This is a genomic window from Chitinophaga qingshengii (assembly GCF_014529935.1).
Lineage (GTDB): Bacteria > Bacteroidota > Bacteroidia > Chitinophagales > Chitinophagaceae > Chitinophaga > Chitinophaga qingshengii.
In genome coordinates, this window is sequence record NZ_JACVFC010000001.1 from 104,746 (window position 1) to 130,788 (window position 26,043).

Below are 26,043 nucleotides of genomic sequence, written 5' to 3' on the forward strand. Positions count from 1 at the left end.
AGTTATTTACCAAGCAATTGATTGTAAAGTGCCAGGTAATCCGCAAGATCATCATTGTCTTTCTTGAAAGGTAAGATGATTTTGCCTTTTTCCGCCTTCAGTTCATCCACTACTTTTTTCTCTACCTTATCTCCGGCCAGTACTACTGCATCAGCGTACTTACCGGCTCCTCTGTTCAGTGCAGTGTTGGTGCCGTCTTTAAAGAGTTCCAGGTCTTTTTCCTTGATCTGGTTACTGATGGTAGCCTTCTTGATAAAGGAAGCACCCAGCTTTTCTTTAAAGCTATTGGGGGACAAAGAATATACAATTTTGGAATGGGCGAAAACCGGCTCTTTCTTATAAGCGGTTTTCAGATACATGGGTATCAGGGATGTCATCCATCCGCTGCAATGAATAATGTCCGGCGGCCATCCGAATTTTTTAACGGTTTCCAGGGCGCCTTTACAGAAGAAAACAGACCTCGCCGCATTATCATCGAAAAACTCATCGTTTTCGTCAGCAAATACGGTTTTCCGCTTGAAATAATCCTCGTTATCCAGGAAATACACCTGCAAACGGGCATTTGGCAGGGAGGCCACCTTGATAATAAGCGGGTAATCATCCCCGTCTATCACAATGTTGATTCCGGACAATCTGACCACCTCATGCAAGCGGTGTCTTCTCTCATTAATAATTCCAAATCTAGGCATGATCACTCTCACTTCCAGGCCAGCCTCATTGGACTTAATTGCCATTTTATTGACCATTGCCGCGTAATCACTCAGTTCCAGGTAAGGCGACATTTCTTGGGCAATAAAAAGAATTCTTTTCTTTGTGGACATTTAACGCTGATTATTAATGCAGTAATTTTTAATTTGGCTTGCAAAATTACGGATTTTTTACGGAATATTGGCCAATCTGTCAGTTTTAACATCCTTTTAAGCAATGTTTTATGTATCTATTTAAGCGCAGCAATGACCTGAAGAAGCACCTGGACCTGGTAAGAAAAAGCAACAAAAGCATTGGTTTTGTGCCTACTATGGGAGCCCTCCATGATGGGCACCTGTCACTTATTCAGGAGGCGAAAAAAGAAAATGATGTGGTCGTTTGCAGCATTTTTGTCAATCCAACACAATTCAACGATCCCAAAGATTTCGAAAAATATCCTGTTACCATTGAAGAGGATATTAAAAAATTGAATGATGCATCTACAGATATACTTTTTCTGCCATCTGTTGAGGAAATGTATCCGGAAGGACTGGCAGATGGTCAACATTACGAATTCGGCGACCTGGAAACCATTCTCGAAGGCAAATTCCGTCCCGGCCACTTCCAGGGAGTAGGCCGTATCGTCCACAAATTACTGGATATTGTGCAGCCTCACAAGCTTTTTATGGGCCAAAAAGACCTGCAACAATGTTTAATAATACGTAAACTGCTACAAATCATTAATTCAAAGGTAGAACTGGTGGTTTGCCCTACTTTACGCGAACCTTCCGGCCTGGCCATGAGCAGTCGCAATGAACGCCTCTCTCCTGCCGCCCGCAAAAAAGCGGCCGCCATCTACCAGGCCCTCACCCGCCTGAAAAACGAATTCGGGACCGGCCTGTTCCTCCTCGAAGCTGCCCATGAAGCCTTCGATGAACTGAAAAAACAAGGCTTCGAACCGGAATATGTAGACATTCTCGTACTTAACAACGGTCATCTCCAACACCTGTCCGAACCGCCCGGCGACCATACCGTAGTGGCCGCAGTAGCAGCCTGGATCGACGGTGTCCGCCTCATCGATAATATGATACTGCAAGGTGCTATATAGGGTCACCACATAGCCCATAAAGCCGTAAAGCAGCAAGGAGTGCGCTCTCTGCTGCTTTATTGCTTTATGGGAACCTTTTGCCGGAATACTTTTTTTCCATAGCTTTGCAGACTGCTTATTTAGCAACAACAACAGTTCAGAAATAATCATGCAAATAGAAATATTAAAGTGTAAGATCCACCGTGCAGTTGTTACAGAAGCCAACCTGCAGTATGTTGGAAGCATTACAATAGACGAAGACCTGATGGATGCAGCCGGCCTGATCGAATATGAAAAAGTGCAGGTAGTAAACGTGAATAACGGCGAAAGACTGGAAACTTATGTAATCAAAGGTAAAAGAGCTTCCGGCGTCATCTGCATGAACGGCCCTGCTGCCCGCCTGGTAGCCCCCGGTGATATCGTGATTATTATTTCCTATGCCACGATGGATTTTGAAGAAGCGAAGAAATATACGCCTATTGCCATTTTCCCCAAAGAAGGAAACAAATTATAAACCCTTTCCGGTACAACATACCGCTAACACCCTAAATACTTTGGATGATGCCCAAAATGCTTAAGAACGTCATTAAGTTTATATGTTTTTTTGGCATCGGTGTGCTGCTGATATGGCTGGTCACCAAAGACCTGACACCGGAACAATGGGATCAAATCAACGCCGCTTTCCGCAGAGGTAACTACTGGCTGGCTATCCCCGCTGTGATCATGGGTATCGCCAGTCACTGGCTCCGTGCTACCCGCTGGAAACTGCTCATGAAACCACTGGGATATCAACCCTCTACCTTAAATACCTTCTTCGCCGTCATGGTAGGCTATCTGGCCAACCTGGCCGTACCCAGACTGGGAGAAGTAACCCGCTGCGGCATCCTGGCACAATACGAAAAAATACCTGCGGAGAAACTCGTAGGCACCATGATCGCAGAAAGAGCGGTGGACATGCTCTGCCTCCTGCTGCTGATCGGTGTTACCATCCTCACCCAGATAGATGTCCTCGGCGCTTATGTACACCATGACATCTACCTGCCCCTGGCCCGCAAAATTGCGGCTGCCAACGGGATGCAGCTGCTGTTGCTGGTAGTGGTACTGGCAGTGGTAATACTGGCCCTCCTTTGGGTATTGCGCCGTTTTGCCCGCTCGAAAGCAGCCATCACCGTCCGCGCGCTGGCCAAAGGCGTGATGGAAGGCATTCTCTCCATCGGCAAAATGGAGAACAAGTGGTCCTTCATCCTGCAAAGTATCCTGATATGGGGCTGCTACCTCTCCCAGGTATATATTGGCTTCTATTGCCTCCAGGAAACAAACCATCTCGGTATCAGCGCCGCCCTCGCCGTACTGATGATCGGCAGCATCGGCATGATCGTCACCCCCGGCGGTATCGGCGCCTATCAGGCACTGGTACAAAAAGCCCTCGAACTCTATGGCATCACCTACGTGATCGGCTACGCATTCGGCTGGATCATCTGGGTAGTGCAAACACTGCTCGTGGTATTTGTAGGATTCCTGAGCCTCGTGGCCCTGCCCCTGCTCAACAAAAAACAACCCGCTACACCGGTCAAACCATAAAGCATTTGTTTTAGCAAATTTTTAACACCCCGTATACACGTGGGTGTTATTGTCACGTAATTCCGCTCCCACTGTTTTCTTTTGACACCTTTTTCTTAACTTTAATTTAATGGCATCACATACAGCGAAAGCTGTATTATCGTGGATTAAACAACGTGAATTTTTTGAATGTAAACTCGTTTGTATGCAGATGCCACATACGGAGAACCTGAAAAATATGACACCATCTACAACTTCAGCAAAAAAAAATAACAGTAAAAAGACCCCGGCAAAAAAGACCCCGGCGAAAAAAACGCTGATAAAAAAGCTTCTCCTTCCCAAAGACCCCGCGCCACCAGCTAAAAAGCTGATCGCCCGGGATATCAGCTGGCTCTCGTTCAACGCCCGGGTACTACAGGAAGCTGCTGATCCTACTGTTCCGCTACGGGAGAGAATCCGCTTCCTCGGTATCTTCTCCAATAACCTCGACGAATTTTTCCGTGTACGGGTGGCAACACTCAAACGCATGATGTCTATCACCAAGGCCGTTACTAAAATGCACCTGGAAGAAAATCCGGGTAAAATACTGGACGATATCCAGGCGGTAGTAATAGACCAGCAACGCGAGTTTGACCGCATCTGGAAAGACATTGCACAGGAACTGGAGACACAGCATATTTTCCTGAGAACAGAGAAACACCTCAGCCGGGAACAACAGAAGTTTGTACTGAACTACTTCAATGAACAGGTGCGTACCGCCATCATCCCGCTGATGATCGAAAGTATACAACAGTTTCCCATCCTGCGTGATAAATCCATATACCTGGCCGTCGTACTGGCCCGGCAGGATAACTCCGTGCGGCAAAAGTTTGCCCTCATCGAGATTCCTTCCAATGTATTGCCACGCTTTATCATCCTGCCTTCCAAAGAAGGCGAGCACGATATCATCCTGCTGGAAGACCTGATCCGCTTCTGTCTCCCGCATATCTTCTCCTACTTCGGTTACGATAAGTTCTCTTCCCACATTATCAAGGTTACCCGCGATGCGGAACTGGACATCGACAACGATATCTCCGACAGCCTGATCCACCAGATCGAAAAAGGACTGAAAGACCGCCGCAAAGGAAAACCGGTGCGGTTTGTATACGACAAGGACATCGACCCCCTGCTGCTGGAATACCTGATCCGCAGAATGGGCCTGTCCGGCAAAGACAACCTCATTCCCGGCGCCCGTATCCATAACTTCAAGGACTTTATGGATTTCCCGGACTCCATCTTCCCGCCGCATACACATCGCAAAACATTTATCCATCCGCTGTTCAATGAAGCACCCAGCGTGATGCATGTAATACAACGCCAGGATGTAATGCTGCACTTCCCCTATCACTCGTTCGATACGATCATCGACCTGCTGCGGGAAGCCGCTATCGATCCGAATGTTTCTTCTATTAAAATAACTGCGTATAGGCTTGCCCGTAATTCCAAGATCGTGAATGCCCTGGTCAATGCCGCCCGCAATGGTAAGCATGTAACAGTAGTACTGGAGCTGCGCGCCCGCTTCGACGAAGCCGCCAACCTCGACTGGAAAGCACGCATGGAGGATGAAGGCATAAAAGTATTTCTCGGCATCCCCGATATGAAAATACACGCCAAACTCTGCGTGATCAAAAAACGTATCGGCAATAAAACCGTGCAGTGTGGTTTTGTGAGTACCGGCAACCTCAACGAAAAAACGGCCCAGTTATACGGCGACCATTGCCTGCTTACGGCCAACCGTTCAGTGATTGCAGACATCAACCGTGTGTTCTCCTACCTGGAAAGCCCGCGACACGATATTAAAATCCTGGGAGAATGTAAAACACTGCCGGTAAGTCCGCTGAACATGCGCGACACCTATATACGCCTGATCGACCGCGAAATCAAAAACGCGAAGAATAGGAAAAAGGCCGGCATGGTGCTAAAGATGAATTCTCTCTCCGATCCTATCCTCATCGGCAAGCTCTACGAAGCAGCCAAAGCCGGTGTGGATATCAAAATGGTGATCAGAGGTATCTGCTGCGCCTATACGGAAAACAAAAAATGGAAAAAAGATATCACGGCCGTCAGTATCGTCGACGAGTACCTGGAACATGCACGTGTATTTATTTTCCATCACGGCGGCACAGAAAAAGTATTCATCGCCTCCTGCGACTGGATGGTACGAAACCTCGACCACCGCGTGGAAGCAGCCGTTCCTATAACGGACCCGGATATACGCAAAGAACTCTCCGATATTATGAACATCCAGCTCAGCGGCAACGTGAAGGCTCGTATACTGGACAACGAACAAACCAACCAGTACAAAAAAGAAGGAGATAAAAAAATCCGTACCCAGATAGAGATTTATAAGTACCTCCACGAAAAACAATACCGGTAAATATTTTGAGATTTTTTGATTTTCGGATTTTCGATTTCGGGATTTAACAGCTGGCTCCCCGAATCATCAATCCCGAAATCGAAAATCCGAAAATCAGGAAATCCCAAAATGAAAAATGTTATTTTTGTCTCTCAAAAGACCTGTAATTAATGAAACTAGCTGCGATTGATATTGGTTCCAATGCCGCCCGGCTGCTGATCTCCGAAGCATCACCCAATGGTGCGGGCACGATGGATTTCACCAAAGTGAACCTGATAAGAGTACCGCTGCGGCTCGGTTTCGACGTATTTGACCATGGCTCTATCTCCGAAAAAAGGGCTACCCACCTGATAGATACCATCAAAGCCTATAAGCTGCTGCTGGATGTTTATGAAGTAAAGTACCTGAAAGCATGCGCTACCTCAGCCATGCGCGATGCCAGCAATGGCTCCGTCATCCTGCAGGAAGTAAGAACACAGACCGGTATCGATGTACAGATCATCTCCGGCCAGGAAGAAGCCTCTTATATCTACGAAAACCATGTCGCCGAGCATCTCGATAAAACCCGGTCTTACCTCTACATCGACGTAGGTGGCGGTAGTACCGAACTCACGCTCTTCAGCGGCACCCGTCTCGTTTTCAAAGAATCCTTCAATATCGGCACTATCCGCCTGTTACACCAGCAGGTGCCCGACAACGCCTGGCAACAGCTGAAAGATTTTCTCAAACAACAGCTTAAAACCATCGGACTGGTGACTGCTATCGGTTCAGGCGGTAACATCAACAAAATATTCTCCCTCTCCAAACGCAAGGAAGGCAAACCACTGTCACTGGATACACTGAAAGACTATTTCAAGGAATTCAGCAACTTCACCGTAGAAGAACGTATTCACCTCTATAACCTGCGGGAAGACCGTGCCGATGTGATTGTGCCTGCCCTTCAGATCTACATCAACGTGATGCGCTGGGCCGGGGCAGAAGAAATATTCGTTCCCAAGATAGGCCTGGCAGATGGACTTATACAGGCATTATACCGGGAAATAGCCGTTCCTGCCAACGGTTTCCAGTAACCACACATAAAATATTTTTCCTTTTTTCTTTTTATATCATAACCTTTGAGGAATTATTGGTATAAAACAACACTACTATGTCTGTGCATAAGGACGTAAAGCGTATCACTACGCACGTTTTACAGAAGATGAAAATAGACGGGGAAAAAATCTCCATGATCACGGCGTATGACTACTCTATGGCCAGGATTTTTGACGACGCCGGCATCGACGTAATACTGGTAGGCGACTCAGCCTCCAACGTGATGGCAGGCCACGAAACTACCCTGCCTATTACGCTGGACCAGATGATCTACCACGCCTCTTCTGTAATACGCGCCATCAAACGCTGCTTCGTAGCAGTAGACCTTCCCTTCGGTTCCTACCAGGGCAACTCCAAAGAAGCCCTGAGCTCCGCCATCCGCATTATGAAGGAGACCGGCGCCCATGGTATTAAAATTGAAGGCGGTGAAGAAATCATTGAATCTGTCAAACGAATTATTTCCGCCGGTATCCCGGTAATGGGCCACCTGGGCCTTACACCGCAGTCTATCTATAAATTCGGTACCTACGCCGTGCGCGCTACCGAAGAAGCCGAAGCGCAAAAACTGATCAATGATGCCAAACTGCTGCAGGAAGCAGGTTGCTTCGCCATCGTACTGGAGAAAATACCGGCCAACCTGGCTAAAGAAGTAGCCGAAGCGGTACATATTCCCATTATCGGCATCGGCGCCGGCAGGTATGTAGACGGGCAAGTGCTCGTGATGCATGATCTTCTGGGTATCAACAAAGATTTTAAGCCCCGTTTCCTGCGCCGTTACCTCGACCTGTATTCCCAGATCTATGGCGCTACACAGGCTTATATCAACGATGTGAAAACAAAGGATTTCCCGAACGATAACGAACAATACTAGTGCTGTTCCCGCAAAGGGGCAAAGTTTTTTGTTTTTTATTAAGATAGCAAAACACCTTCTCCGTTCCTTAGCGTTCTTAATAAAAAACAAAAACTTTGCGCCCTTTGCGAGAAACTTCTCCGCTTTTTTCCCTATATTAGCTCTTTCATTATCATCAATGAATTATCTGTTAAACATACAACTCTCTCTTCTCTCCTATCTGCGGAGCACCTGCTCCCATGTGCCATGAGTTGTATAGGCAGGTAATACTTTTTCCCTGAACATATTTTTCGTAGGTCCCTTCCTGTTAGGGATTCCTGTTGCGCTGTAACGGCTGCACCGGCATTTATTTTTGTAAATGCTGATATTATGCCCTGTAGACTTGGTAAATTTTACCAGGTGCTGTCCTCTTGTATAAGAGCGGGCATACTGTGCTTACGTTTCGGCCAGTATCTGTCTATTATTTAATAATTCCAATAGATTATGAAACGTGTAATGATTATCGGCGCCGGCAAGATCGGCGAAACAGCAGCATTCCTGTTACAACAGTCCGGCGACTACCAGGTAACCCTGGCAGATGCCAATCAGGCGTTGCTGGACAAATGCACAGACAGTAACATCCATAAAACCAGACTGGATGTAAACAACGCGGCTGCGCTGGAAACAGCCCTGGAAGCCCAGGACATGGTGCTGAGCGCCTGCCCGTTTTTCCTGAACGTGAAAATCGCTGCCGCCGCCGCTAAAGCCAATACCCATTATTTTGACCTGACCGAAGACGTGGCCACCACCAACGCTATCCGCGATATCGCACAAAGCGCTAAGGTGAGCTTTATGCCACAATGCGGGCTGGCGCCGGGTTTTATCAGTATCGCTGCTTATGACATCGCCAAACAGTTCGATACGCTGGATGCTGTGAAACTGCGCGTAGGCGCCCTGCCACAGTTTCCCACCAACAGCCTGATGTACAACCTTACCTGGAGCACAGACGGCCTGATCAACGAATACTGTAATCCCTGCGATGCCATCTACGAGGGCGAACGCAAGGAGGTAATGCCGCTGGAAGGCTATGAGCGCTTTGCACTCGACGGGATCGAATATGAGGCTTTTAACACCTCCGGCGGGCTATCCGCACTGGCAGAAATACTGGATGGCAAAGTGTATAACCTGGACTATAAAACCGTACGTTATCCCGGCCACTGCCACCTGATGAAGATATTACTTAACGAACTGAAGCTCAATAAAAAGCGGGATGTCCTGAAAGAAATTATGGAAGATAGTATACCTTTCACGCCGCAAGACGTGGTACTGGTATTTGTATCGGTGTCGGGCACTATTAATGGCCGCTCCGTGCAACGTTCCTACTCGCGTAAGATCTACAACCAGGAGATCGCCGGGAAAGACTTTACCGCTATCCAGCTCACCACCGCCGGAGCAGCCTGCGCGGTGATAGACCTCCATGCCAAAGGCCTGCTGCCCGGCAATGGTTTTGTTAAACAGGAAGATGTGAATTTCAAAGACCTGATCAGCAACAGGTTTGCTCAATATTATAATTAGCAGTCAGCCGCAGGCTGGCCGCTGGAAGCTCAAATAAACGCCATGTTACAAGAAGTATTAAACGGCCTGATGAGCCGTTACCAGGAGCGGGTGCCGGACGTATCAGCAGTGATTGCTGCGATGGTCCGCCACGGATTAATCGAAAAAGCGGACGATATCGAAAACGATCATATCGCGTTCCGTACCATGGGAGTACCGCAACTCGGCGTACAGTCGCTGGAGAAAATTTTTCTCCATTACGGCTATACGAAAATGGACCATTACTATTTCGCGTCCAAAAAACTGGACGCCTGGTGGTATGCCCCCCCATTGCCGAAATATCCGCGTATCTTTATCAGTGAGCTTCGCGTAAAAGACCTGAGCCAGGCTGCACAGGACATTATTACCAGTTATACCGACGAAGTAAAGGCAGATCCGGTAACACAGCTGGACCTGGACGACAGCAAGGCCGTAGATACCTTCCTCCACAGTGGCCTCTGGCGTACGCCTACCCTGGCGGATTTCCAGGCACTGGCTGCTGAAAGCGAATACGCCGCCTGGGTGATTTACAACCGTTATTATCTGAACCATTTTACGGTGAGCGTACATAATCTGCCCATAGGATATAATACCATCGCGGAATTCAACCAGTTTCTCGAACAGAACGGTTTTATTCTCAATGATGCCGGCGGAAAAATCAAAACCAGTCCGGATGGTAACCTGCTGCAAAGCGCTACCGTAGCCGGTATGATACCCGCCACCTTTGCCGGCGGTGAAACCATCAAAATCGCCGGTTCCTACGTAGAATTCGCTGAAAGGAAAGTGCTCCCTGAGTTCGCATCCCTCGCTGCTGCCGATATCCGCCGGGAACACCGCCGGGAAGGCTTTGAAGCAGGTAATGCCGACAAGATCTTCGAAAGCACCTACGCCGCCCAAACAAAAAAAAGTTCCTAATTTAGTTTATTAATACACCCATTATGGCAGATGATATTTTAAAAGCTTTTGGCATCAGCGCGCGGCAAAGCGGCGTAAGCACCGGCAAACACTGGCTGGAAGCCGGCGGAGCAGACATCGTGTCGGTATCTCCGGTAGATAACAAGACCATTGCCACCGTAAAAAGTGCTGACCGCAGCAACTACGACACGGTGATCGCTGTAGCCCAGGAAGCCTTCAAAGAGTGGCGCCTGTGGCCCGCGCCCAGAAGAGGAGAAGTTGTACGCCAGATCGGCGAAGCCCTGCGCGCCCATAAAGAACAACTGGGCCGCCTCGTTTCCTACGAAATGGGTAAAAGCCTGCAGGAAGGCTACGGAGAAGTACAGGAAATGATCGATATCTGCGATTTTGCAGTAGGTCTATCCCGTCAGCTCTATGGCCTGAGCATGCATTCTGAACGTCCCGGCCACCGTATGTATGAACAATGGCATCCGCTGGGCATCACCGCTATTATTTCCGCCTTTAACTTCCCGGTAGCGGTATGGAGCTGGAACTCCATGCTCGCCTGGGTTTGCGGTAACGTATGTGTTTGGAAACCTTCCGAAAAAACACCGGTTACCGCGCTGGCATGTCAACGTATAGTCGAGACCGTATTTGCCGCCAACAATGTACCGGAAGGCGTTTGCTGCCTGGTGAGCGGCGGTCGTGAAACCGGCGAATGGATGGCCAACGACCATCGTATTCCGCTGGTATCCGCTACCGGCTCCACCCGCATGGGCAAAAGCGTAGGCGCCGCCGTAGGTGCACGCCTGGGCCGCGTTCTGCTGGAACTGGGCGGCAACAACGCCATCATCGTATCCAAAGATGCCGACCTGGACATGACCCTCATCGGCGCTGTATTTGGAGCTGTAGGTACGGCCGGTCAGCGTTGTACCTCCACCCGCCGCCTCATCATCCACGAAAGCGTATACGACGCCTTTACCGCTAAACTGATAAAGGCCTATGCACAGCTGCGTATCGGCAACCCGCTGGATGAAAAGAACCACGTAGGCCCCCTGATCGATAAAGATGCGGTCAACGCCTACCTGAGCAGCATTGCACAGGTGAAGGAACAAGGTGGTACCTTCCTCGTGGAAGGTGGCGTACTCGAAGGCGCCGGCTATGAATCCGGCTGCTACGTGAAACCCTGTATCGCCGCCGTAGAAAACACCTGCGACATCGTACAGCACGAAACCTTCGCCCCCATCCTCTACGTGATGAAATATCAAACCCTCACCGAAGCTATCGCCATGCAGAACGATGTGCCACAGGGCCTCTCCTCTGCTATCATGACGCTGAACCTCCGTGAAGCAGAACAGTTCCTGTCTGCCGCCGGCTCAGATTGTGGTATCGCCAACGTTAACATCGGTACCTCCGGTGCCGAAATCGGCGGCGCCTTCGGCGGTGAAAAAGAAACCGGTGGCGGCAGAGAAAGCGGCTCCGATGCCTGGAAAGCATATATGCGCCGCCAGACCAATACCATCAATTACTCCGATAAACTGCCGCTGGCACAGGGTATTAAATTCGACCTGTAATTCGGCGAAAACGAATATCAAAAAAAAAGGGTGTGTCCGAATGGATACACCCTTTTTTGATTTCCCGAAGGTACCCGAATTTTCCAGGGCATCCAATATATGTCCCCAGGGCTGAAGCCTGGCGAACCTGGGTTTGCGGGCACCAGGATAACCTGGGATTTTAGGGATTCCGGGGAAACGAAATGCACATCCCTGCACCACATACCCCAAAAACAAAGGGCCGACCTACCGGTCAGCCCTCTTATAATAAAACGTTTGTGTTAGTCCTTTGCCTTCTTGTCAGCTCCGAGGCGGTGCCCCGGAGCTTTTAACATTCATGTCAGGAGGTTGTGCTCGTCCCTGATCAGATTTTAAAAGCGGTTGATAAAATCCTGCCTGAATACTCATTCTTTTCTTCAGGTCTTTCTTCTACATACATCGACGTGCTATGGTTTCAATCGTCTCTAAATCCTGAGATTTAAAAATAGTAGCGAGGTTAGAGAACCCCGCTTTTCGTTAAACGGAAACCATGCTTATGAGAAAAATATCTAATAGCGGGAAGCCATTAAATACTCTTCCGGCTATAAATATTAGACTTTTTTTTGAATATTCATATTCAACTTTTGTGCTACGGCGGTATTATTTCCGAGCACCTGAACGATCAAAAACTGTCCGGATCCTTTATCATAAAGGGTTTTAACGGCTTTTGCCCTTACGCCAAGGCTTCTGGCCATGGCCGGAATATTTTCCGGATTACCGCAAATAACAATGGTTTTGCCCTTGTTCTTCTTTACAATGCAGTCCAATACGCACTCGCGGGTCTCCGAATCCCGGGTTACCCAATAGTAAACCGGATGTAATTGCCGGAGCTCCGACAGGGGTCCAACCGTTTGAACAGCTTTGTTCTGATAAATCGTGTAAATGGCGGCCACATCAATATGCCGGAGCGCTTCCGTAAACATCCGGGCCTGGTCCTGCCCTTCTGTACTCAGACCAGCAGACGGTGTTGCCTCTTCTTCCGCAGCATTGACAAAAATAACAGTCGTCACTTTTTCCGGGCCGGTAGCAAAAGCCGGGATAGCAGCAGCCAGCAGGGTGGCTAAAATAGCAGTTTTCAGCATGACAATAGTTTTTAAAGGATGAGGAATACAAAACAAAACGGCACGGGAATTTTTTCCCGGAATGGGGCGCCTGTTGAGGAAGAGAACGTTATGAGGAAAAAAAGGAACCGGCGTAAAGGTAGGTTTTCCCGCTCATATTACGGCAGCATTGTGATAGGTGGATAACAGGGCTGTTCAACCATCAAAACCAGATAAGAATGGTTGCCGGTATCATTTTCTCCAGTTAACCACCAAATAGCGCGTTTATCATTAAAATTCAGGTGTTATAACCCTTTTTCTCTACCTTTATTCTCATCATGATATTTTAATTTTTAATTATAGAACATGAAATTGTTTAGTCGAGAGGTTGCAGTCTTGGCATGTGTTGCATTGACGGCTGCTTTTACAACAAAATCCAGTGCCCAGAGTAGAACCCCGGTGCCTAAAAACTGGCAGTTGCTGAGCTACGAGACCGACAGTGTTTACGGCACGAATACCGAAAAAGCCTATAAGGAAATCCTGAAAGGGAAAAAAAGCACCCCGGTCATTGTAGCTGTGATTGATTCGGGTATAGATACCCTCCATGAAGACCTGAAAGGTATCCTGTGGACCAATCCCGGCGAAATACCCGGAAACGGCAAAGACGACGATGGGAATGGCTATATAGACGATATTCACGGCTGGAACTTCCTGGGCGCCAAAGACGGCAGCAGCCTGAAGGAAGACTCCGATGAAGCTACCCGCGAATATTACCGTTTCAAAAACAAATACGGCAATCCGGACTCCACCCTGGACAAGGGCGCCAAAGAATACGCCACCTGGGAAGCCCTGAAACAAAAGATCGAAAAACCCAGCTCCCAGACCAAGCTGCAGTATAAAACAATGGCCAAATTACAGGAGAACGTTAACAAATGCGAAAACATCCTGAAAACATACCTGGGTAAAGATGACTTTACCGTTGGTCAGCTCGACAGTATCCAAACCACTAACCAGGACGTGCTGCTGGCTCGTAATTTCATGACCCGCCTGCTGAAAAGCACCGGCGATGAACCCACATCCTTCAGTGAGTTTAAAATGGAATTTGATGGCTACATGGGTGAACTGAAGAGAAAGGCTGAAAGCACAGAAGTACCGCCTAACCAGAACCGCGAGCGTATCGTAGGTGATAAATGGGACGATATTACGGATACCAAATACGGCAACAACGACGTGATGGGTAAATTCGGTTTCCATGGTACCCACGTTAGCGGCATCATTGGCGCTATCCGTAACAACGGACTGGGCATCGACGGCGTAGCCGATAATATACGTATCATGGCTGTTAAAGCAGTACCGGACGGTGATGAAAGAGATAAGGACGTTGCCCTGGCTATCCGTTATGCGGTAGACAATGGTGCGCAGATCATCAACATGAGCTTCGGCAAACCTTATTCCCCTCATAAAGAATGGGTGGACGAAGCGGTAAAATACGCTCAGAAAAAAGGCGTACTGCTGGTGCATGCAGCCGGTAATGACGGCGCCAACAACGACTCCGTTCCCAATTACCCGAACCCTGATTTTGCAGACGGCAGTCCCCGCGCTGATAACTATATCACCGTTGGCGCCAGCAGTCATGGTTTGGCTCCGGATAAAGTAGCCAGCTTCTCCAACTACGGTAAAAAGAATGTAGACCTTTTTGCGCCTGGTGTGCAAATTTATTCTACCATTCCCGGTGGTAATAAATACGGCAGCGCCAGCGGTACCAGTATGGCAGCACCGGTAGTAGCCGGCGTTGCAGCGCTTGTACTCTCCTACTACCCTGACCTGAGCGCCCGCCAGCTGAAATATATCCTGGAAAAAAGCGCTACGCCGCTCCCCGATGGTACCAAAGAGGTAAATAAACCGGGTACGCAGGATGAAAAAATAGACTTCGCTGACCTCTCTGTCAGCGGTGGTATGGTTAACTCTTATGAGGCCTTAAAACTGGCTGCTACCATCAAAGGTGAGAACGTGAAGAAAAAGCAGCATAAAGCTAAAATGAAGGCGGTAAAGAAAAACTAGTCACGCAAAGGCGCAAAGCAGCAAAGAGCGCAAAGACGATATAAGCGAATATAAGAAAGCAAAGGAGCGAAGACCCAATACGGATCTTCGCTCCTTTGCTTTCTTATTAAACTTAAAAAAAACTTTGCGCTCTTTGCTGCTTTGCGCCTTTGCGTGAATTACTTCACCAGGCGCAGCGAAATCGGGTACCGGTAAGTGGTGCCTTCGTTGGCTTTCACCGCAGCGATAATACTGAAGATCACATTCACGATCCACAGAACACCATGGAGTTTGCCCCAGCCCCAGCCACCGTGGAAATAGTAGCCTCCACCGCCGGACAATACCCAGCTTCCAAAGGACCAAAGCCCTTCGAAAATACCGCCCAACAGGGAAATCAGTACCCCAATCAGGCTGATGGTAATCTGGAAGTTGATGGCTTCCTTACCCTGGTCATCCACAAAACGGGACTCATTGCGCTTGATCAGCCACAATATCAATACAAGGATGATATTACCGGCAGGCTGGAATATCGCAGCCCCTACGATGCCGCCCAGGTGAATAAAAGTGCCCCAGTTACGTTCGTCTCTTAACGTCATATAAAACAGGATTAATAAGGGTGAGAAGATAGGAGGTTTTATTGTAATATCAAAGCAGGGAAAAAGAAAAACTACAAACCTATAAGCCGGATTCTGTCTCCTGGCAAGCCAGGAGTGCTATCATTTATCTGCGGTGACGCTCGCGCGCCCCCTGTATCTGCCTACCCTCGGACATCGGACGAGCAGCCCTCAAGCATCCGTATACATGGCATTTCAGCACACAAGGTTTACCCGCACAAACAGTTACCTGCCTGCACCGTGGGCTCTTACCCCACATTTTCACCCTTACCCCGCCGAAGCCGGGCGGTCATTTTCTGTGGCACTCTCTGTCTCCGGTAAACCGGAGCCCACCCGTTAGGTGGTGTGTTGCTCTGCGCTGTCCGGACTTTCCTTCCCTTCAGACAAGCCAAAGGAACGATAGCACGGTTTGTAGTTGGAGCGCAAAGGTACACGTAAAAACATTAATAGGCGAAATATTTCGCCTATTAATGCCGCTTTTCAGCGAAAATTTTCATTTAAAAAACAGGCTTACCTAAAAGTTATTTCCGTTGCACCGTAGCCATATTTCGCATGGTACTGGTTGACAAAGTTCGCCACTTCCGGCGTCTGGCGGAGAATCTGATGGATCTCGTCTTTCAGCTTCCCTTTACCGATTCCGTGGATCACCACCATATTATGCTGATGATGACTGATAGCCAGGTCCAGGTAACGTTGAAAAGCATTGAGCTGTACGGCCAGGATAGCGATGTTGCTCATTCCTTTCCAGTTTTTCTCCAATGCCTCGATATGCAGGTCCACCTCCTGCTTAGGTTCCAGCGAGGTTTCCGGCTGCAGCTGTATTTTGCTCAGCAGGCTGGCAAAATTACCGGAACCGATACTGGCTACGGGTTTGGCTTTCTTCTGGTTGACAGGTTCTGCCGGCGCCGGTGGTTCCGGTTCTTTCTCCGGGAACTGATCAAACAGTGTATAGGTCAGCGTAGCTTCCGCTTTGGAGCGCAGCTCTTCCAGCTGGGTAAACATCTGTTTAGGTTTGATTTTCCAGGTCTTTTTCACAGACGCGGCCAGCTTGGGCTGTGGCTCTTTCAGGAAAAAGGTGAACTCAAACCGTGGATTATCGTTCAGCGATTCAAAGATCAGATCGGCCAGGTAAAAGTGGTTATACGGCTGTATTTCGTTTTTGATTTCCAGGTCCATCTGGTTGTTGAGCCAGATCTGGAAATAAAAACGCATGGCATACGGTGTATCATTGAATAAGTGAAACTTCATCAGCTTCACGGTTTCATCGTATCCGTCAAATTGATATACCGGCAGTACAGACAGGAACATGCCCTTGTCTGTTTTAAATACCTCGTATTTTTTTCTGTCTACTTTGATCTCATCCCCCGGAATCTGTCTGGGTTTCTCTTTCACCAGTTTCTGTTGGGTAAAACGATGGAAATAGGGAAAATCTATCTGATCCAGGTATACCGGGAAAGTAGTGCCTTTCACATCAATCATCACCATATTGTCATTGACAATGTCTACCACTGTGCCTTCTTCCTTTGAGCTCAACAGCAATATCTTGTCTCCTGTTTGATATTTCATAATTGCATTCTTCTGGGCACAAAAATAGAATTTTGCCGGGGAAAAGCGAGGAAGAGATAGAAGATTTGCTTTTTGGGGGAAACCGTACCTTACCTGCGCCATTAAAATGGTGGTACTCACAGGTACGCCTATATTAAAACAGCCGGCTTAAAAATCGATGTAGGTATGATTACGCTTCCTTTCCGGATGTCTGCGCATAAACTCGTCTACCGAGAGACGTCCGCTGCCTGTGATGGCAAAAACGATCAGCAGCACCAGCACCAGGGCCGACAAGCCCAGCACCGGGTACACCTGGAACAATGCTGTCCGTGAATGCATGAACAGCAGCGCTCCTAACAGTACCGGGATGTTGACGATCGCACTGAACCGTGTTTCCAGGCCCATAGCGATGAACAGTCCGCCTACGATATGCACAAAAACGATGTAGTGCCCAATGAAAAAGGCAACCGTAACGAGTGCAGGCTTCGTATTGATCAGGGTGTCCAGTGCGTCCCTGTTCATGATAAACAGCACACCTACCGCCATGAGAAAGAGGCCCAGCAACATACGTACTACGCTCAACCATACCGGGTGATGATGATCACCCCATCGTACAACTTTTTGCAGCGTGTCCATAAAATAAGATTTTAAAGAACCGCTTATAAGTTACGAAAAATAAGCCGGATTTAGTGTTAACGGAGCTTACTGTTGCGGTAGCTGTACAGGAAATAAATGCTTAACCCTATCACCAGCCAGATGCCGAAAACGATCCAGTTTTTCAGCGCGATCTCGGTCATCAGGTAAAAACAGCTCAGCAAGCCCAATACCGGGATCAGCGATAGTTTCCGTACGAAGGAAAACCAGGTGAGCAACACCGTTACAATAACAAAGAGAAAGAAGGGAATATTGTGTTTCCATACTTCCCAGCCACCATCGAAAGACAAGCGGCGGCCGATCTCGCCTTTAAAAAGTATAACCATTCCTATCACCAGCACAGGTATAATATACCGGCTGTTGATATAAGGCAAACGGAAACGTTTTTCAGCGGTTTTCTCCTGTGGAGGCAGCATCAGCACACCGCCACATACGAGAATAAAGGCGAACAGGGTTCCGATGCTGGTCAGATCGGTTACGATGGTGAGATTGAGAAACAATGCCGGCACCCCTACGATAATACCGGTAATAATCGTCGCAAAAGACGGTGTTTTAAACCGTGGATGGATTTTAGCAAACTTCCTTGGCAACAGGCCATCGCGGCTCATACTCATCCAGATGCGGGGCTGACCGATCTGGAATACCAGCAGTACGCTGGTCGTAGCCACCACGGCACTGATCGAGATTATATAACTAATAGAAGGCAGGTTCACCTGGTCAAATACAAAAGCCAGGGGATCATCTACCTTCAGCTTATAAAACGGTACCATACCCGTCAATACAAAGGATATGGCCACATATAATACGGTACAGATAATCAGGGAATAAATCATGCCCCGGGGCAGGTCACGCTGCGGATTGGCGCATTCCTCCGCCGTAGTACTTACCGCATCAAAACCAATGTAGGCGAAAAACACGGCAGACACGCCTTTCAGCACACCGGAGAAACCGTTGGGCATAAACGGGTCCCAGTTGGCCGGATTCACGTAAAAGAAGCCCAATGCAATCACAAACAGGATCACCAGGATCTTCAGTCCCACCATCAGGTTGGCGCTGCGTTTACTTTCACGGATACCTACAAAAGCCAGGTAAGTCACCAGCACCACAATGATAAAAGCCGGCAGGTTAACGATGAACGGGATGCCAAAAATATGCGGCGCCCCTTCTATGGTAGCCTGAGAGGCACTATCGTAATTACTGGCCAGCCAATCCGGCAACGACATGCCAAATCCACGTAAAAGATTATTAAAGTAACCGCTCCACGAAATGGCAACGGCGATATTACCGATAGCATATTCCAGGATCAGCGCCCAGCCAATCACCCAGGCTGCCAGTTCACCGAAAGTAACGTAAGAATAAGTATACGCGCTGCCGGATACAGGCACGCGGGAAGCAAACTCCGCGTAACAAAGTGCAGAAAATCCGCAGGTGATAGCAGTGATCACAAACAACAACGATACACCCGGACCACCGTGATAAGAAGCCTCCCCGATCGTAGAAAAGATACCCGCACCAATCACAGCGGCAATGCCCATGGCTGTCAGGTCTTTTACCTTCAGCACTTTATGCATGCCTCCTCCTGTTTCAAGACTATCAGTCATTCCTTCATTGGCATCTTTTAAAATAGAGGTCAGGGACTTCTTTCGAAACAGCGAGTTAGACATTGGCTTCGGAATTACGTTTTAGTGTAAGGTAGTCGTTAAAATAAAAAATCTTTCCCAGTACCGGCGGCCGGGAAAATGAATATAGGATTATTATATTACAAAATAATCAATTATTCATTTTTGTTCCCTCCGGTCCTGAGAAAGACGCGAATATAATGCGATTTTACAAATAAAGTTACTGCTGGCGGTTTAACAGGAAGTCAGCCAGCTCCATCAGCGGCTTTTTACGGGCCGATAACACGGCAATATCTTCCAGACGGGCAAAGGCCTGTTGCTGGAAACGTTCCTTCTCTTTCTCTGCCCACGCATCCGCTTTACAACTATGGAAAATATCCAGCACACGGGCTATTTTATCGTCCGGGTTGGTGGCCAGCAACGTTTTGAGTTCTGCTTTCTGTGCAGCATTGCAAAGCTCAAAAGCTTTCAACAGCAGGAATGTTTTTTTATTGACCAGGATGTCTCCGCCTTGTTGTTTACCGAATTTATCCGGGTCGCCGAAAGCATCCAGGAAATCGTCCTGAATCTGGAAAGCGATCCCGATATTTTTACCAAAGGCGTACATATGTTCCTGGTTGCCGTCGCTGCCGCCGCCGATGATAGCGCCCAGCTGAAGGCTGGCAGCCAGCAACACGGAGGTTTTGAGACCAATCATATGCACGTAATCGTCGTATTGTACCTGCTCGGGGTCCATCTGTTCAAAGTCCATGTCTATCTGCTGACCTTCACAAACTTCCCTGGCTGCTTTGTTGAACACGTTGATGATACGCTGTTTGTATTTGGACTGTACCTTGTTCAGCATATCATACACGTTGATCAGCATCACATCGCCGGCCAGGATAGCGGCAGGTTCGCCGTAAATCATATGTACCGTCTGATGTCCGCGCCGGATGGGCGCTTTGTCCATGATATCGTCATGGATGAGGGTAAAGTTATGGAACAATTCTACCGCGTTGCCCACCTGAAAGGCATCCGGATGCAGGTCGTCAAACAGTTCGTTTCCCATCAGGCACAGCACCGGGCGGATACGTTTACCGCCGATCTGCAGAATATGGGACGCTGCATTATACAAACGTTTAGGTTCTTCCGGAAAATGCCATTGATCAAACTGCTGGCTGAACTGCGCTATTAACTCTTTAAATGAATGCATCTCAAATAGACGGTGGTTTGTTATTTGGTTATTTTTTTATTTGTTTATTTTTTGGGCTTCTTTTTAGCAGCGGCTTTTTTGGCCGGTGCTTTAACCGCTGGTTTCGCAGCCGCTTTCTTAGCCGGTGCTTTTGCTACAGCCGCCTTTTTAGCCGGCGCCTTCACAGCCGCTTTTTTAGCGGGTGCTTTCACTGCAGACTTCTTAGCAGGTGCTTTTACCGCCGCTTTCTTCGCTGGCGCTACCGTTGCTTTTTTAGCAGCCGCCTTTTTTGCCGGCGCGGCCGCCGCTTTTTTCGGTGTTGCCTTTTTAGCGGTAGCCCTGGTAGCTGCCGGTTTGGTGGCTTTAGCCTTCGTTGCCGGCGTCTCCTTTTTAGCGACCGCCTTGGTAACAACCACTTTAGCGGGCTTGGCCTTCGTCACAGGTACTTCCTTCACCGCTTCCTGTTTAGTGGTCTTTTTAGCCGCAGGCTTGGCAGCAGTCGCTTTGGCAGCTTTTGTGGCAGCAGCCGGTACAGTTTTCTCCGTTTCAGGCTTAGCGGCTTTCTTAGCGGAATCCTTAACAGCTGCGGCTTTTTTCGTTTCAGCAGGTGCTGCTTTTTTGATTTCCTTTTCAGTCGCTGCTTTCGCTGCTTTTTTACCGGAAGCTTTTGCAGCCGGTACAGTTTCCACGGGTGTTTTTATTTTTTCGGGAGATGTTGAAGCGACTTTCGTTGCTTCAGCTTCCGGGGCTGGCGACGCTACTGCAGCAGCCTGGACAGCTTTGTCACTTCCTGGTTTTTTCCCGGTTTTCTTTTTCTTAGCCGGTGCCGGTTCTGTTACAGCAGGCGGTGCAGCCGTAATCAGATCTACGACATGCGTTTGTGTGATCACCTGATCTACTACCGGTTCGGGTGGCGTTTCCAGGGATATGGGAGGAGCAGATACAGCCGGCTTAAACGGTTGTTTTTCCCTTGGCTGCCAGGGCTGCTGACCATGTTTCTGTTTTTTCTTTTTGCGGTCACGGTCACGGTTGCGGCCCTCCCTGCGATCTTCGCGCTGACCAGGCCTGAACTCGCGGCCGGCTGCGGTAGCCAGTTCTCCGTCCAGGTCATAATCCAGCTGGCGTTTGGCCAGGTTGGCGGCCACCACGCGGATGGTCACTTTTTCACCGATGCGGAAACGGCGGCCGGAGGCTTGCCCTACCAGCGCATATTCTGCTTCGTTGAAGGCAAACTCTTCTTTGCGGTTGAGGTTATGCACGCTCACAAGGCCTTCGCATTTGGTATCCACGGTTTCTACCCAGAAACCAAAATGCGCCACACCGCTGATCACGCCTTCAAAAGTGTGACCAATATACTGTTGCATGTACTCTACCTGCTTGTATTTATTGGCAGCACGCTCCGCCTCCATGGCTTTGCGTTCCATTTCTGAATCGTGTTTGCATTTAGACTCCATCTGTTTATCCGGATGGATCTCATTGGCCAGGCATTCCGCTACCACCCGGTGAACGAGTACATCGGGGTAACGGCGTATAGGCGAGGTAAAGTGACAGTAGTCTTCAAAGCCCAATCCATAGTGACCCACGTTTTGCACCGTATATATTGCTTTTGCCATGGTACGGATGCCCAGTGTTTCCAGCACATGCTGTTCCGGTTTACCCTGTACCAGCTGCAGCATCTTGTTAAAGGAGCGGGCAATGTTTTCCGGTGAACTGGTATCGAACTTATAGCCGAATTTACCGGCAAAAGCGGCAAACACCTTCAGTTTATCCGGATCCGGCGTATCATGCACCCGGTACGGGAAAGGCACCGGTTGTTTATTGACTTTGATTTTGGACACATAGGTAGCCACAGTCCTGTTGGCCAGCAGCATGAACTCTTCGATCAGCTGGTGTGCTTCCTTACTTTCTTTCACCACAATACCAATCGGTTTGCCGGTTTCATCTAGTTTGAAGCGTACTTCCTGGGAAGAGAAGTTAATGGCGCCCTGTGCAAAACGTTGCTGACGCAGCGTTTGGGCTATTTTATTCAGCAGCAGGATTTCGTTTTCATAAGGTCCTTCCTTCGTTTCAATTACCTCCTGTGCATCCTCGTAGGTGAAGCGATGGTCGGAATGGATCACCGTCCGCCCGATCCAGTAGTGCTTCACCTCTCCTTTTTCGTTCATCTGGAAGATGGCGGAGAAAGTCAGTTTGTCTTCATGCGGGCGCAGGGAACACAGTTCGTTGGAGATTTTCTCCGGCAGCATGGGCAGTACGCGGTCTGGCAGGTATACAGAGGTAGCACGTTTAGACGCTTCCTTGTCCAGTTCTGTTCCGGGTACCACGTAGTGGCTTACGTCAGCGATATGTACCCCGATCTCATAAAGACCGTTTTTCAACGTCCGGATAGAGATGGCGTCATCGAAGTCTTTGGCGTCGATGGGGTCTATGGTGAAGGTGAGGATGTTTCTGCAATCTTTACGTTTCCGTACTTCCGTGTCCGTTATCTCCTCTTTCAGTTCGGTCAGTTCCGTCATTACTTCCGTGGGGAAGTTGAGCGGGAAGCCGGCTTCGATAAGGATTTCCTTCATAGCCAGGTCGTTGGTATCGCTGGCATCGAGGACTTCAATCACTTCTCCCACGGGTTTACGGGTTTTTTCACCCCAGGCCACCACTTTCACCACGGCTTTATCGCCGTTTTTGCCTCCGTTCAGGGAGTTGGCGGGGATATAGATATCCGGCATAAACATACCCTTTTCCGTGATCAGGAAGCCGAAGCTTTTGCTGACCTGCAGGGTGCCGGTAAATTCAGTTTTATTGCGTTTAAGGATGTCCGTTATGATGCCTTCCTGGCGGCCATCACCATGGGCATGTTTGATAACGTCTACCAGGACTTCATCTTTATCCAGTGCAGTGTGCAGGTTTTTCTGCTTTACCATGATGTCTCTGGCGAGGCCCGGTACAATCACGAAGGCCATTCCTGACCTTGTCAATTCCACGATGCCTTTGAAGGTTTTCTTCTGGCCGGGGTTCTTTTTATCTTTCTTTTTCTTACTCATGTTTGGTTGTAGTCTTATTGACCGAAGGCCGGCAACTGCCGGACCACATAGTCAAAAATAAAGTTATTAAATGATTCCGCTTCTCCGAAGAGGAACGAAATTTCCACTGGCATAACAGCAATTTGCAGGTTTTGTTCTGCCAGGTCTTTTTGAAGGAGATGCAGCCTTACGGCGTCTTTTTCGGTGGTGATGACCATTTTATCGGTTCCCGCCATGTCCTCTCTTTCTTTTTTGATTTTCGCGATATCTTTTTCTGAATAGTAATAATGATCAGGGAAAGCCAGCAGGTATACCTGCCGGAACTGTTGTTGCAACTTCTCCAGCAAAGGTTCCGGCCGCGCGATGCCGCAGGCGAGCAACACCGTAGCCGATGCAGGAACATTCACTGGCTGCCGCGTTGTCATATCAAATAATGCGCCGTACTGCAAGGTAGTAAAAAACAACCGCTGACCGGGCAACGGGTTAATTTCTTTTTCCAGTGCTGCCTTTTCCGCCAGGCTCATATCCGGCGGGCACTTGGATACAATGATACAGTTGGCCCGTTTATAACCGCTGCGGTCTTCCCGCAAACGGCCGAAAGGTACCACATGGTCGCGGGTAAACAGCCGGCTGTATTCCGTAATCATGATGTTCATGCCAGGTTTAACAGACCGGTGCTGGAAAGCGTCATCCAGCAGGATCACCTGGGTACCCGGTTCATCTCCCAGCAACTGAGGGATGGCCAGCATACGTTCCTCTCCCACACACACTTTGATATCGGGGTATTTGGCGTGAAACTGCATGGGTTCATCGCCTATATCTGAAGCGGTGCTGTGTTCATCAGCCAGGATATAACCGCTGGTACGGCGGTTGTAGCCCCTGCTCAGGGTGGCAACGCTGAACTGGTCTTTCAGCAGGCGTATCAGGTATTCTACATGCGGGGTTTTACCGGTGCCCCCTACTGAGAGGTTGCCACAGGCAATCACCGGCAGGTCAAACTCCACGGCCGTCAGCAGGCCTTTATCATAAAAACGGTTGCGGACCCACATCACGAGGCCGTACAGCAGGGAGAAGGGATATAAAAGTATTTTCAGGTAACTCAGTAGTTTCAGCACTGCCAGGGTTGTTTAAAATGATAAATAAGGTCAGGTGTTACCACCGTCTGCAGCGGCACGTCCCGTTCATCAGCATCCGTGATCCCGTCAATGGGGCCGAAGAGTGACAGTCCTACCGTACGTACATCGGGGCGACACTGATGGAGGAAGCGGTCATACATCCCTTTGCCGTAACCTACACGCTGGCCTTGCCGGTCGAAAGCCAGCATAGGCACCATCACCAGGTCGATGGATGCGGGATCGACGGGTTCCCCGTTTTCCGGCTCAGGGATACCAAAGCGGTTTTTTACCAGTACGGTATCCGTATACCAGGCATAGTGGTCCATGGCGGCAGTTTTCATGTCTGACCGGGACAGCACCAGCACTATCTCCGGGTGTTGCTGCCGTAGCCAGTGGGCCAGTGGCCACGTGTCGACCTCCTTTTTTTCAGAGATGGGCAGGAAAAGATGCAGGTAACGCACTCCCTGGTAATCCAGCTGGCGGGCATTGGCCAGCAGCCGTTCGTTGAGGTCTGCCGCCATCGCTGCGGAGAGGTTCAGGCGCTGCTCCAGGAAGTGTTTTCGTATATCCTTTTTGGTGATCATGCCAGTAACGCCTTTAAGGGAGCTGACAAAAGTTGTGCCTGTTGCCTTACAAATGCCATATTGACTTCCCCGGCCTGTGGAATGCGGCCTATACGGGGATATCCGCTCAGACGCACCACATCATCTTCGTTGGTATGGTAATCTCCGCCAAAGATCCAGCCTATAACGGGTACGCCTGCATGTTGCAGTACCCTGGCGGTAAGCAGGCTGTGGTTAATGCTGCCCAGGTAGTTTTGTGCGGCGATGATCACGCCGGCGCCAAGGTCGCGCACCAGGTCCAGTGTCAGTATATCGTCGGTGAGCGGTACCAGCAGTCCGCCGGCACCTTCTATCACCAGCGGGCGGTGAACCGGTTGCAGCTGATTGGCCAGCGTTACGATATAATCGGTGTCGATAGTTATATTTTCCAGGCGGGCAGCCAGGTGGGGAGAAGCCGGTTCCTTCAATACATAGGCTTCCGGATGGCAGACAGTAACGCCGTTAGACACCAGAGACCCGACGGTGCTGGTGTCTGTTCCTTCTTCAGACCCTGACTGTACCGGCTTCCAGTAGTCGGCCTCCAGGGCAGTGGTTACACAGGCGGATACGATGGTTTTCCCTACACCGGTGCCTATACCGGTTATAAATATTCGATTCATCAACGGCAAATATAACGGAGGAATTATGAATTATGAATTACGAATTACGAATGGAGGCTGTTTAAATGGGTAGCCGCCGGTTGAAAATGAAGATTTTAACATTTTATAAAACTTGGAAGATTTTTATCTTTTCACAGCTATTATTAAAAAAAATTCATCTACCTAAAACATTATCAGGAAAATAAAAAGAAATAACCGGCTTCACACGGTAGCCAGCTAAAGCCTGCTACGGCAAATTAACGGCAGCGACCCGTTTGTTAAGGCTTAATTCGTAATT

21 protein-coding genes and 1 other RNA gene are annotated in these 26,043 nt (G+C 48.9%); 10 read left to right on the plus strand and 12 right to left on the minus strand.

Annotated elements, in window-relative coordinates:
- Positions 1-2: 2 nt before the first annotated feature.
- Positions 3-821, minus strand: a complete 819-nt coding sequence (locus ICL07_RS00350) for a glycogen/starch synthase (protein ID WP_188085971.1) — start codon at positions 819-821, stop codon at positions 3-5.
- 110 nt (positions 822-931) lie between these two features.
- Between ICL07_RS00350 and panC the strand changes: the two genes are divergently transcribed.
- The 9 genes from panC to amaB all read left to right on the plus strand — a co-directional run bounded on the left by panC (position 932) and on the right by amaB (position 11,711).
- On the plus strand, positions 932-1,795 hold the full coding sequence (panC, locus tag ICL07_RS00355) for a pantoate--beta-alanine ligase (RefSeq protein WP_188085972.1): 864 nt from the start codon (positions 932-934) through the stop codon (positions 1,793-1,795).
- Positions 1,796-1,943: 148 nt separating this feature from the next.
- Positions 1,944-2,288 carry an aspartate 1-decarboxylase gene (gene panD, locus ICL07_RS00360; protein ID WP_188085973.1) on the plus strand — a complete coding sequence of 115 codons (345 nt, stop codon included), beginning with the start codon at positions 1,944-1,946 and terminating at the stop codon, positions 2,286-2,288.
- Positions 2,289-2,332: 44 nt separating this feature from the next.
- A complete protein-coding gene (locus tag ICL07_RS00365; RefSeq protein WP_188085974.1) occupies positions 2,333-3,355 on the plus strand; it encodes a lysylphosphatidylglycerol synthase transmembrane domain-containing protein in 1,023 nt (340 codons plus the stop codon).
- A gap of 184 nt (positions 3,356-3,539) precedes the next feature.
- Positions 3,540-5,750 carry a polyphosphate kinase 1 gene (gene ppk1 / locus ICL07_RS00370; RefSeq protein WP_246484951.1) on the plus strand — a complete coding sequence of 737 codons (2,211 nt, stop codon included), beginning with the start codon at positions 3,540-3,542 and terminating at the stop codon, positions 5,748-5,750.
- Positions 5,751-5,899: 149 nt separating this feature from the next.
- Positions 5,900-6,799, plus strand: coding sequence for a Ppx/GppA phosphatase family protein (locus ICL07_RS00375; protein ID WP_188085975.1), 900 nt, complete (start codon positions 5,900-5,902; stop codon positions 6,797-6,799).
- A gap of 77 nt (positions 6,800-6,876) precedes the next feature.
- Entirely contained in the window at positions 6,877-7,692 is an 816-nt protein-coding gene (gene panB / locus ICL07_RS00380) for a 3-methyl-2-oxobutanoate hydroxymethyltransferase (protein WP_188085976.1), read from the plus strand.
- A gap of 462 nt (positions 7,693-8,154) precedes the next feature.
- On the plus strand, positions 8,155-9,225 hold the full coding sequence (locus tag ICL07_RS00385) for a saccharopine dehydrogenase family protein (RefSeq protein WP_188085977.1): 1,071 nt from the start codon (positions 8,155-8,157) through the stop codon (positions 9,223-9,225).
- Positions 9,226-9,267: 42 nt separating this feature from the next.
- Complete coding sequence (locus tag ICL07_RS00390; protein WP_188085978.1) at positions 9,268-10,158, plus strand: DUF1338 domain-containing protein; 891 nt, start codon at positions 9,268-9,270, stop codon at positions 10,156-10,158.
- A 23-nt stretch (positions 10,159-10,181) separates the two neighbouring features.
- Entirely contained in the window at positions 10,182-11,711 is a 1,530-nt protein-coding gene (amaB, locus tag ICL07_RS00395; RefSeq protein WP_188085979.1) for an L-piperidine-6-carboxylate dehydrogenase, read from the plus strand.
- 569 nt (positions 11,712-12,280) lie between these two features.
- Here amaB and ICL07_RS00400 read toward each other — a convergent pair.
- Positions 12,281-12,811 carry a hypothetical protein gene (locus ICL07_RS00400; RefSeq protein ID WP_188085980.1) on the minus strand — a complete coding sequence of 177 codons (531 nt, stop codon included), beginning with the start codon at positions 12,809-12,811 and terminating at the stop codon, positions 12,281-12,283.
- A 435-nt stretch (positions 12,812-13,246) separates the two neighbouring features.
- On the opposite strand from ICL07_RS00400, the gene ICL07_RS00405 reads away from it, so the two are divergent.
- Positions 13,247-14,830, plus strand: a complete 1,584-nt coding sequence (locus tag ICL07_RS00405) for a S8 family peptidase (RefSeq protein ID WP_223151709.1) — start codon at positions 13,247-13,249, stop codon at positions 14,828-14,830.
- Between the two features lie 158 nt (positions 14,831-14,988).
- On the opposite strand, the gene ICL07_RS00410 is transcribed toward ICL07_RS00405, so the two are convergent.
- The 10 genes from ICL07_RS00410 to bioD form a co-directional block, all read right to left on the minus strand.
- Positions 14,989-15,405, minus strand: a complete 417-nt coding sequence (locus tag ICL07_RS00410; protein ID WP_188085982.1) for a DUF4870 domain-containing protein — start codon at positions 15,403-15,405, stop codon at positions 14,989-14,991.
- Between the two features lie 66 nt (positions 15,406-15,471).
- Positions 15,472-15,839: RNase P RNA component class A (gene rnpB, locus ICL07_RS00415), an RNA gene on the minus strand.
- A gap of 94 nt (positions 15,840-15,933) precedes the next feature.
- The gene (locus tag ICL07_RS00420; RefSeq protein WP_188085983.1) at positions 15,934-16,989 is read right to left on the minus strand and encodes a Smr/MutS family protein; all 1,056 of its coding nucleotides are present in this window, start codon (positions 16,987-16,989) and stop codon (positions 15,934-15,936) included.
- 147 nt (positions 16,990-17,136) lie between these two features.
- Positions 17,137-17,604, minus strand: coding sequence for a DoxX family protein (locus ICL07_RS00425; protein ID WP_188085984.1), 468 nt, complete (start codon positions 17,602-17,604; stop codon positions 17,137-17,139).
- 56 nt (positions 17,605-17,660) lie between these two features.
- A complete protein-coding gene (locus ICL07_RS00430; RefSeq protein ID WP_188085985.1) occupies positions 17,661-19,286 on the minus strand; it encodes an amino acid permease in 1,626 nt (541 codons plus the stop codon).
- A 175-nt stretch (positions 19,287-19,461) separates the two neighbouring features.
- Positions 19,462-20,433 carry a polyprenyl synthetase family protein gene (locus ICL07_RS00435; protein WP_188085986.1) on the minus strand — a complete coding sequence of 324 codons (972 nt, stop codon included), beginning with the start codon at positions 20,431-20,433 and terminating at the stop codon, positions 19,462-19,464.
- A gap of 44 nt (positions 20,434-20,477) precedes the next feature.
- Positions 20,478-23,450, minus strand: a complete 2,973-nt coding sequence (gene rnr / locus ICL07_RS00440) for a ribonuclease R (protein WP_223151710.1) — start codon at positions 23,448-23,450, stop codon at positions 20,478-20,480.
- A 14-nt stretch (positions 23,451-23,464) separates the two neighbouring features.
- The gene (gene lpxK / locus ICL07_RS00445; RefSeq protein WP_343070946.1) at positions 23,465-24,544 is read right to left on the minus strand and encodes a tetraacyldisaccharide 4'-kinase; all 1,080 of its coding nucleotides are present in this window, start codon (positions 24,542-24,544) and stop codon (positions 23,465-23,467) included.
- A complete protein-coding gene (locus ICL07_RS00450; RefSeq protein ID WP_188085987.1) occupies positions 24,538-25,128 on the minus strand; it encodes a 5-formyltetrahydrofolate cyclo-ligase in 591 nt (196 codons plus the stop codon). Before ICL07_RS00450 ends, lpxK begins: the two co-directional genes overlap by 7 nt.
- Positions 25,125-25,766: a dethiobiotin synthase gene (bioD, locus tag ICL07_RS00455; protein WP_188085988.1), complete on the minus strand. Its 642-nt coding sequence runs from the start codon at positions 25,764-25,766 to the stop codon at positions 25,125-25,127. Before bioD ends, ICL07_RS00450 begins: the two co-directional genes overlap by 4 nt.
- Between the last annotated feature and the right edge of the window lie 277 nt (positions 25,767-26,043).

Excerpts from the sequence above, each read along its gene's own strand:
- ICL07_RS00350 (WP_188085971.1), bottom strand. The coding sequence starts at position 821 with ATGTCCACAAAGAAAAGAATTCTTTTTATTGCCCAAGAAATGTCGCCT.
- panC (WP_188085972.1), top strand. The coding sequence starts at position 932 with ATGTATCTATTTAAGCGCAGCAATGACCTGAAGAAGCACCTGGACCTG.
- panD (WP_188085973.1), top strand. The coding sequence starts at position 1,944 with ATGCAAATAGAAATATTAAAGTGTAAGATCCACCGTGCAGTTGTTACA.
- ICL07_RS00365 (WP_188085974.1), top strand. The coding sequence starts at position 2,333 with ATGATGCCCAAAATGCTTAAGAACGTCATTAAGTTTATATGTTTTTTT.
- ppk1 (WP_246484951.1), top strand. The coding sequence starts at position 3,540 with ATGCAGATGCCACATACGGAGAACCTGAAAAATATGACACCATCTACA.
- ICL07_RS00375 (WP_188085975.1), top strand. The coding sequence starts at position 5,900 with ATGAAACTAGCTGCGATTGATATTGGTTCCAATGCCGCCCGGCTGCTG.
- panB (WP_188085976.1), top strand. The coding sequence starts at position 6,877 with ATGTCTGTGCATAAGGACGTAAAGCGTATCACTACGCACGTTTTACAG.
- ICL07_RS00385 (WP_188085977.1), top strand. The coding sequence starts at position 8,155 with ATGAAACGTGTAATGATTATCGGCGCCGGCAAGATCGGCGAAACAGCA.
- ICL07_RS00390 (WP_188085978.1), top strand. The coding sequence starts at position 9,268 with ATGTTACAAGAAGTATTAAACGGCCTGATGAGCCGTTACCAGGAGCGG.
- amaB (WP_188085979.1), top strand. The coding sequence starts at position 10,182 with ATGGCAGATGATATTTTAAAAGCTTTTGGCATCAGCGCGCGGCAAAGC.
- ICL07_RS00400 (WP_188085980.1), bottom strand. The coding sequence starts at position 12,811 with ATGCTGAAAACTGCTATTTTAGCCACCCTGCTGGCTGCTGCTATCCCG.
- ICL07_RS00410 (WP_188085982.1), bottom strand. The coding sequence starts at position 15,405 with ATGACGTTAAGAGACGAACGTAACTGGGGCACTTTTATTCACCTGGGC.
- ICL07_RS00420 (WP_188085983.1), bottom strand. The coding sequence starts at position 16,989 with ATGAAATATCAAACAGGAGACAAGATATTGCTGTTGAGCTCAAAGGAA.
- ICL07_RS00425 (WP_188085984.1), bottom strand. The coding sequence starts at position 17,604 with ATGGACACGCTGCAAAAAGTTGTACGATGGGGTGATCATCATCACCCG.
- ICL07_RS00430 (WP_188085985.1), bottom strand. The coding sequence starts at position 19,286 with ATGTCTAACTCGCTGTTTCGAAAGAAGTCCCTGACCTCTATTTTAAAA.
- ICL07_RS00435 (WP_188085986.1), bottom strand. The coding sequence starts at position 20,433 with ATGCATTCATTTAAAGAGTTAATAGCGCAGTTCAGCCAGCAGTTTGAT.
- rnr (WP_223151710.1), bottom strand. The coding sequence starts at position 23,450 with ATGAGTAAGAAAAAGAAAGATAAAAAGAACCCCGGCCAGAAGAAAACC.
- ICL07_RS00450 (WP_188085987.1), bottom strand. The coding sequence starts at position 25,128 with ATGATCACCAAAAAGGATATACGAAAACACTTCCTGGAGCAGCGCCTG.
- bioD (WP_188085988.1), bottom strand. The coding sequence starts at position 25,766 with ATGAATCGAATATTTATAACCGGTATAGGCACCGGTGTAGGGAAAACC.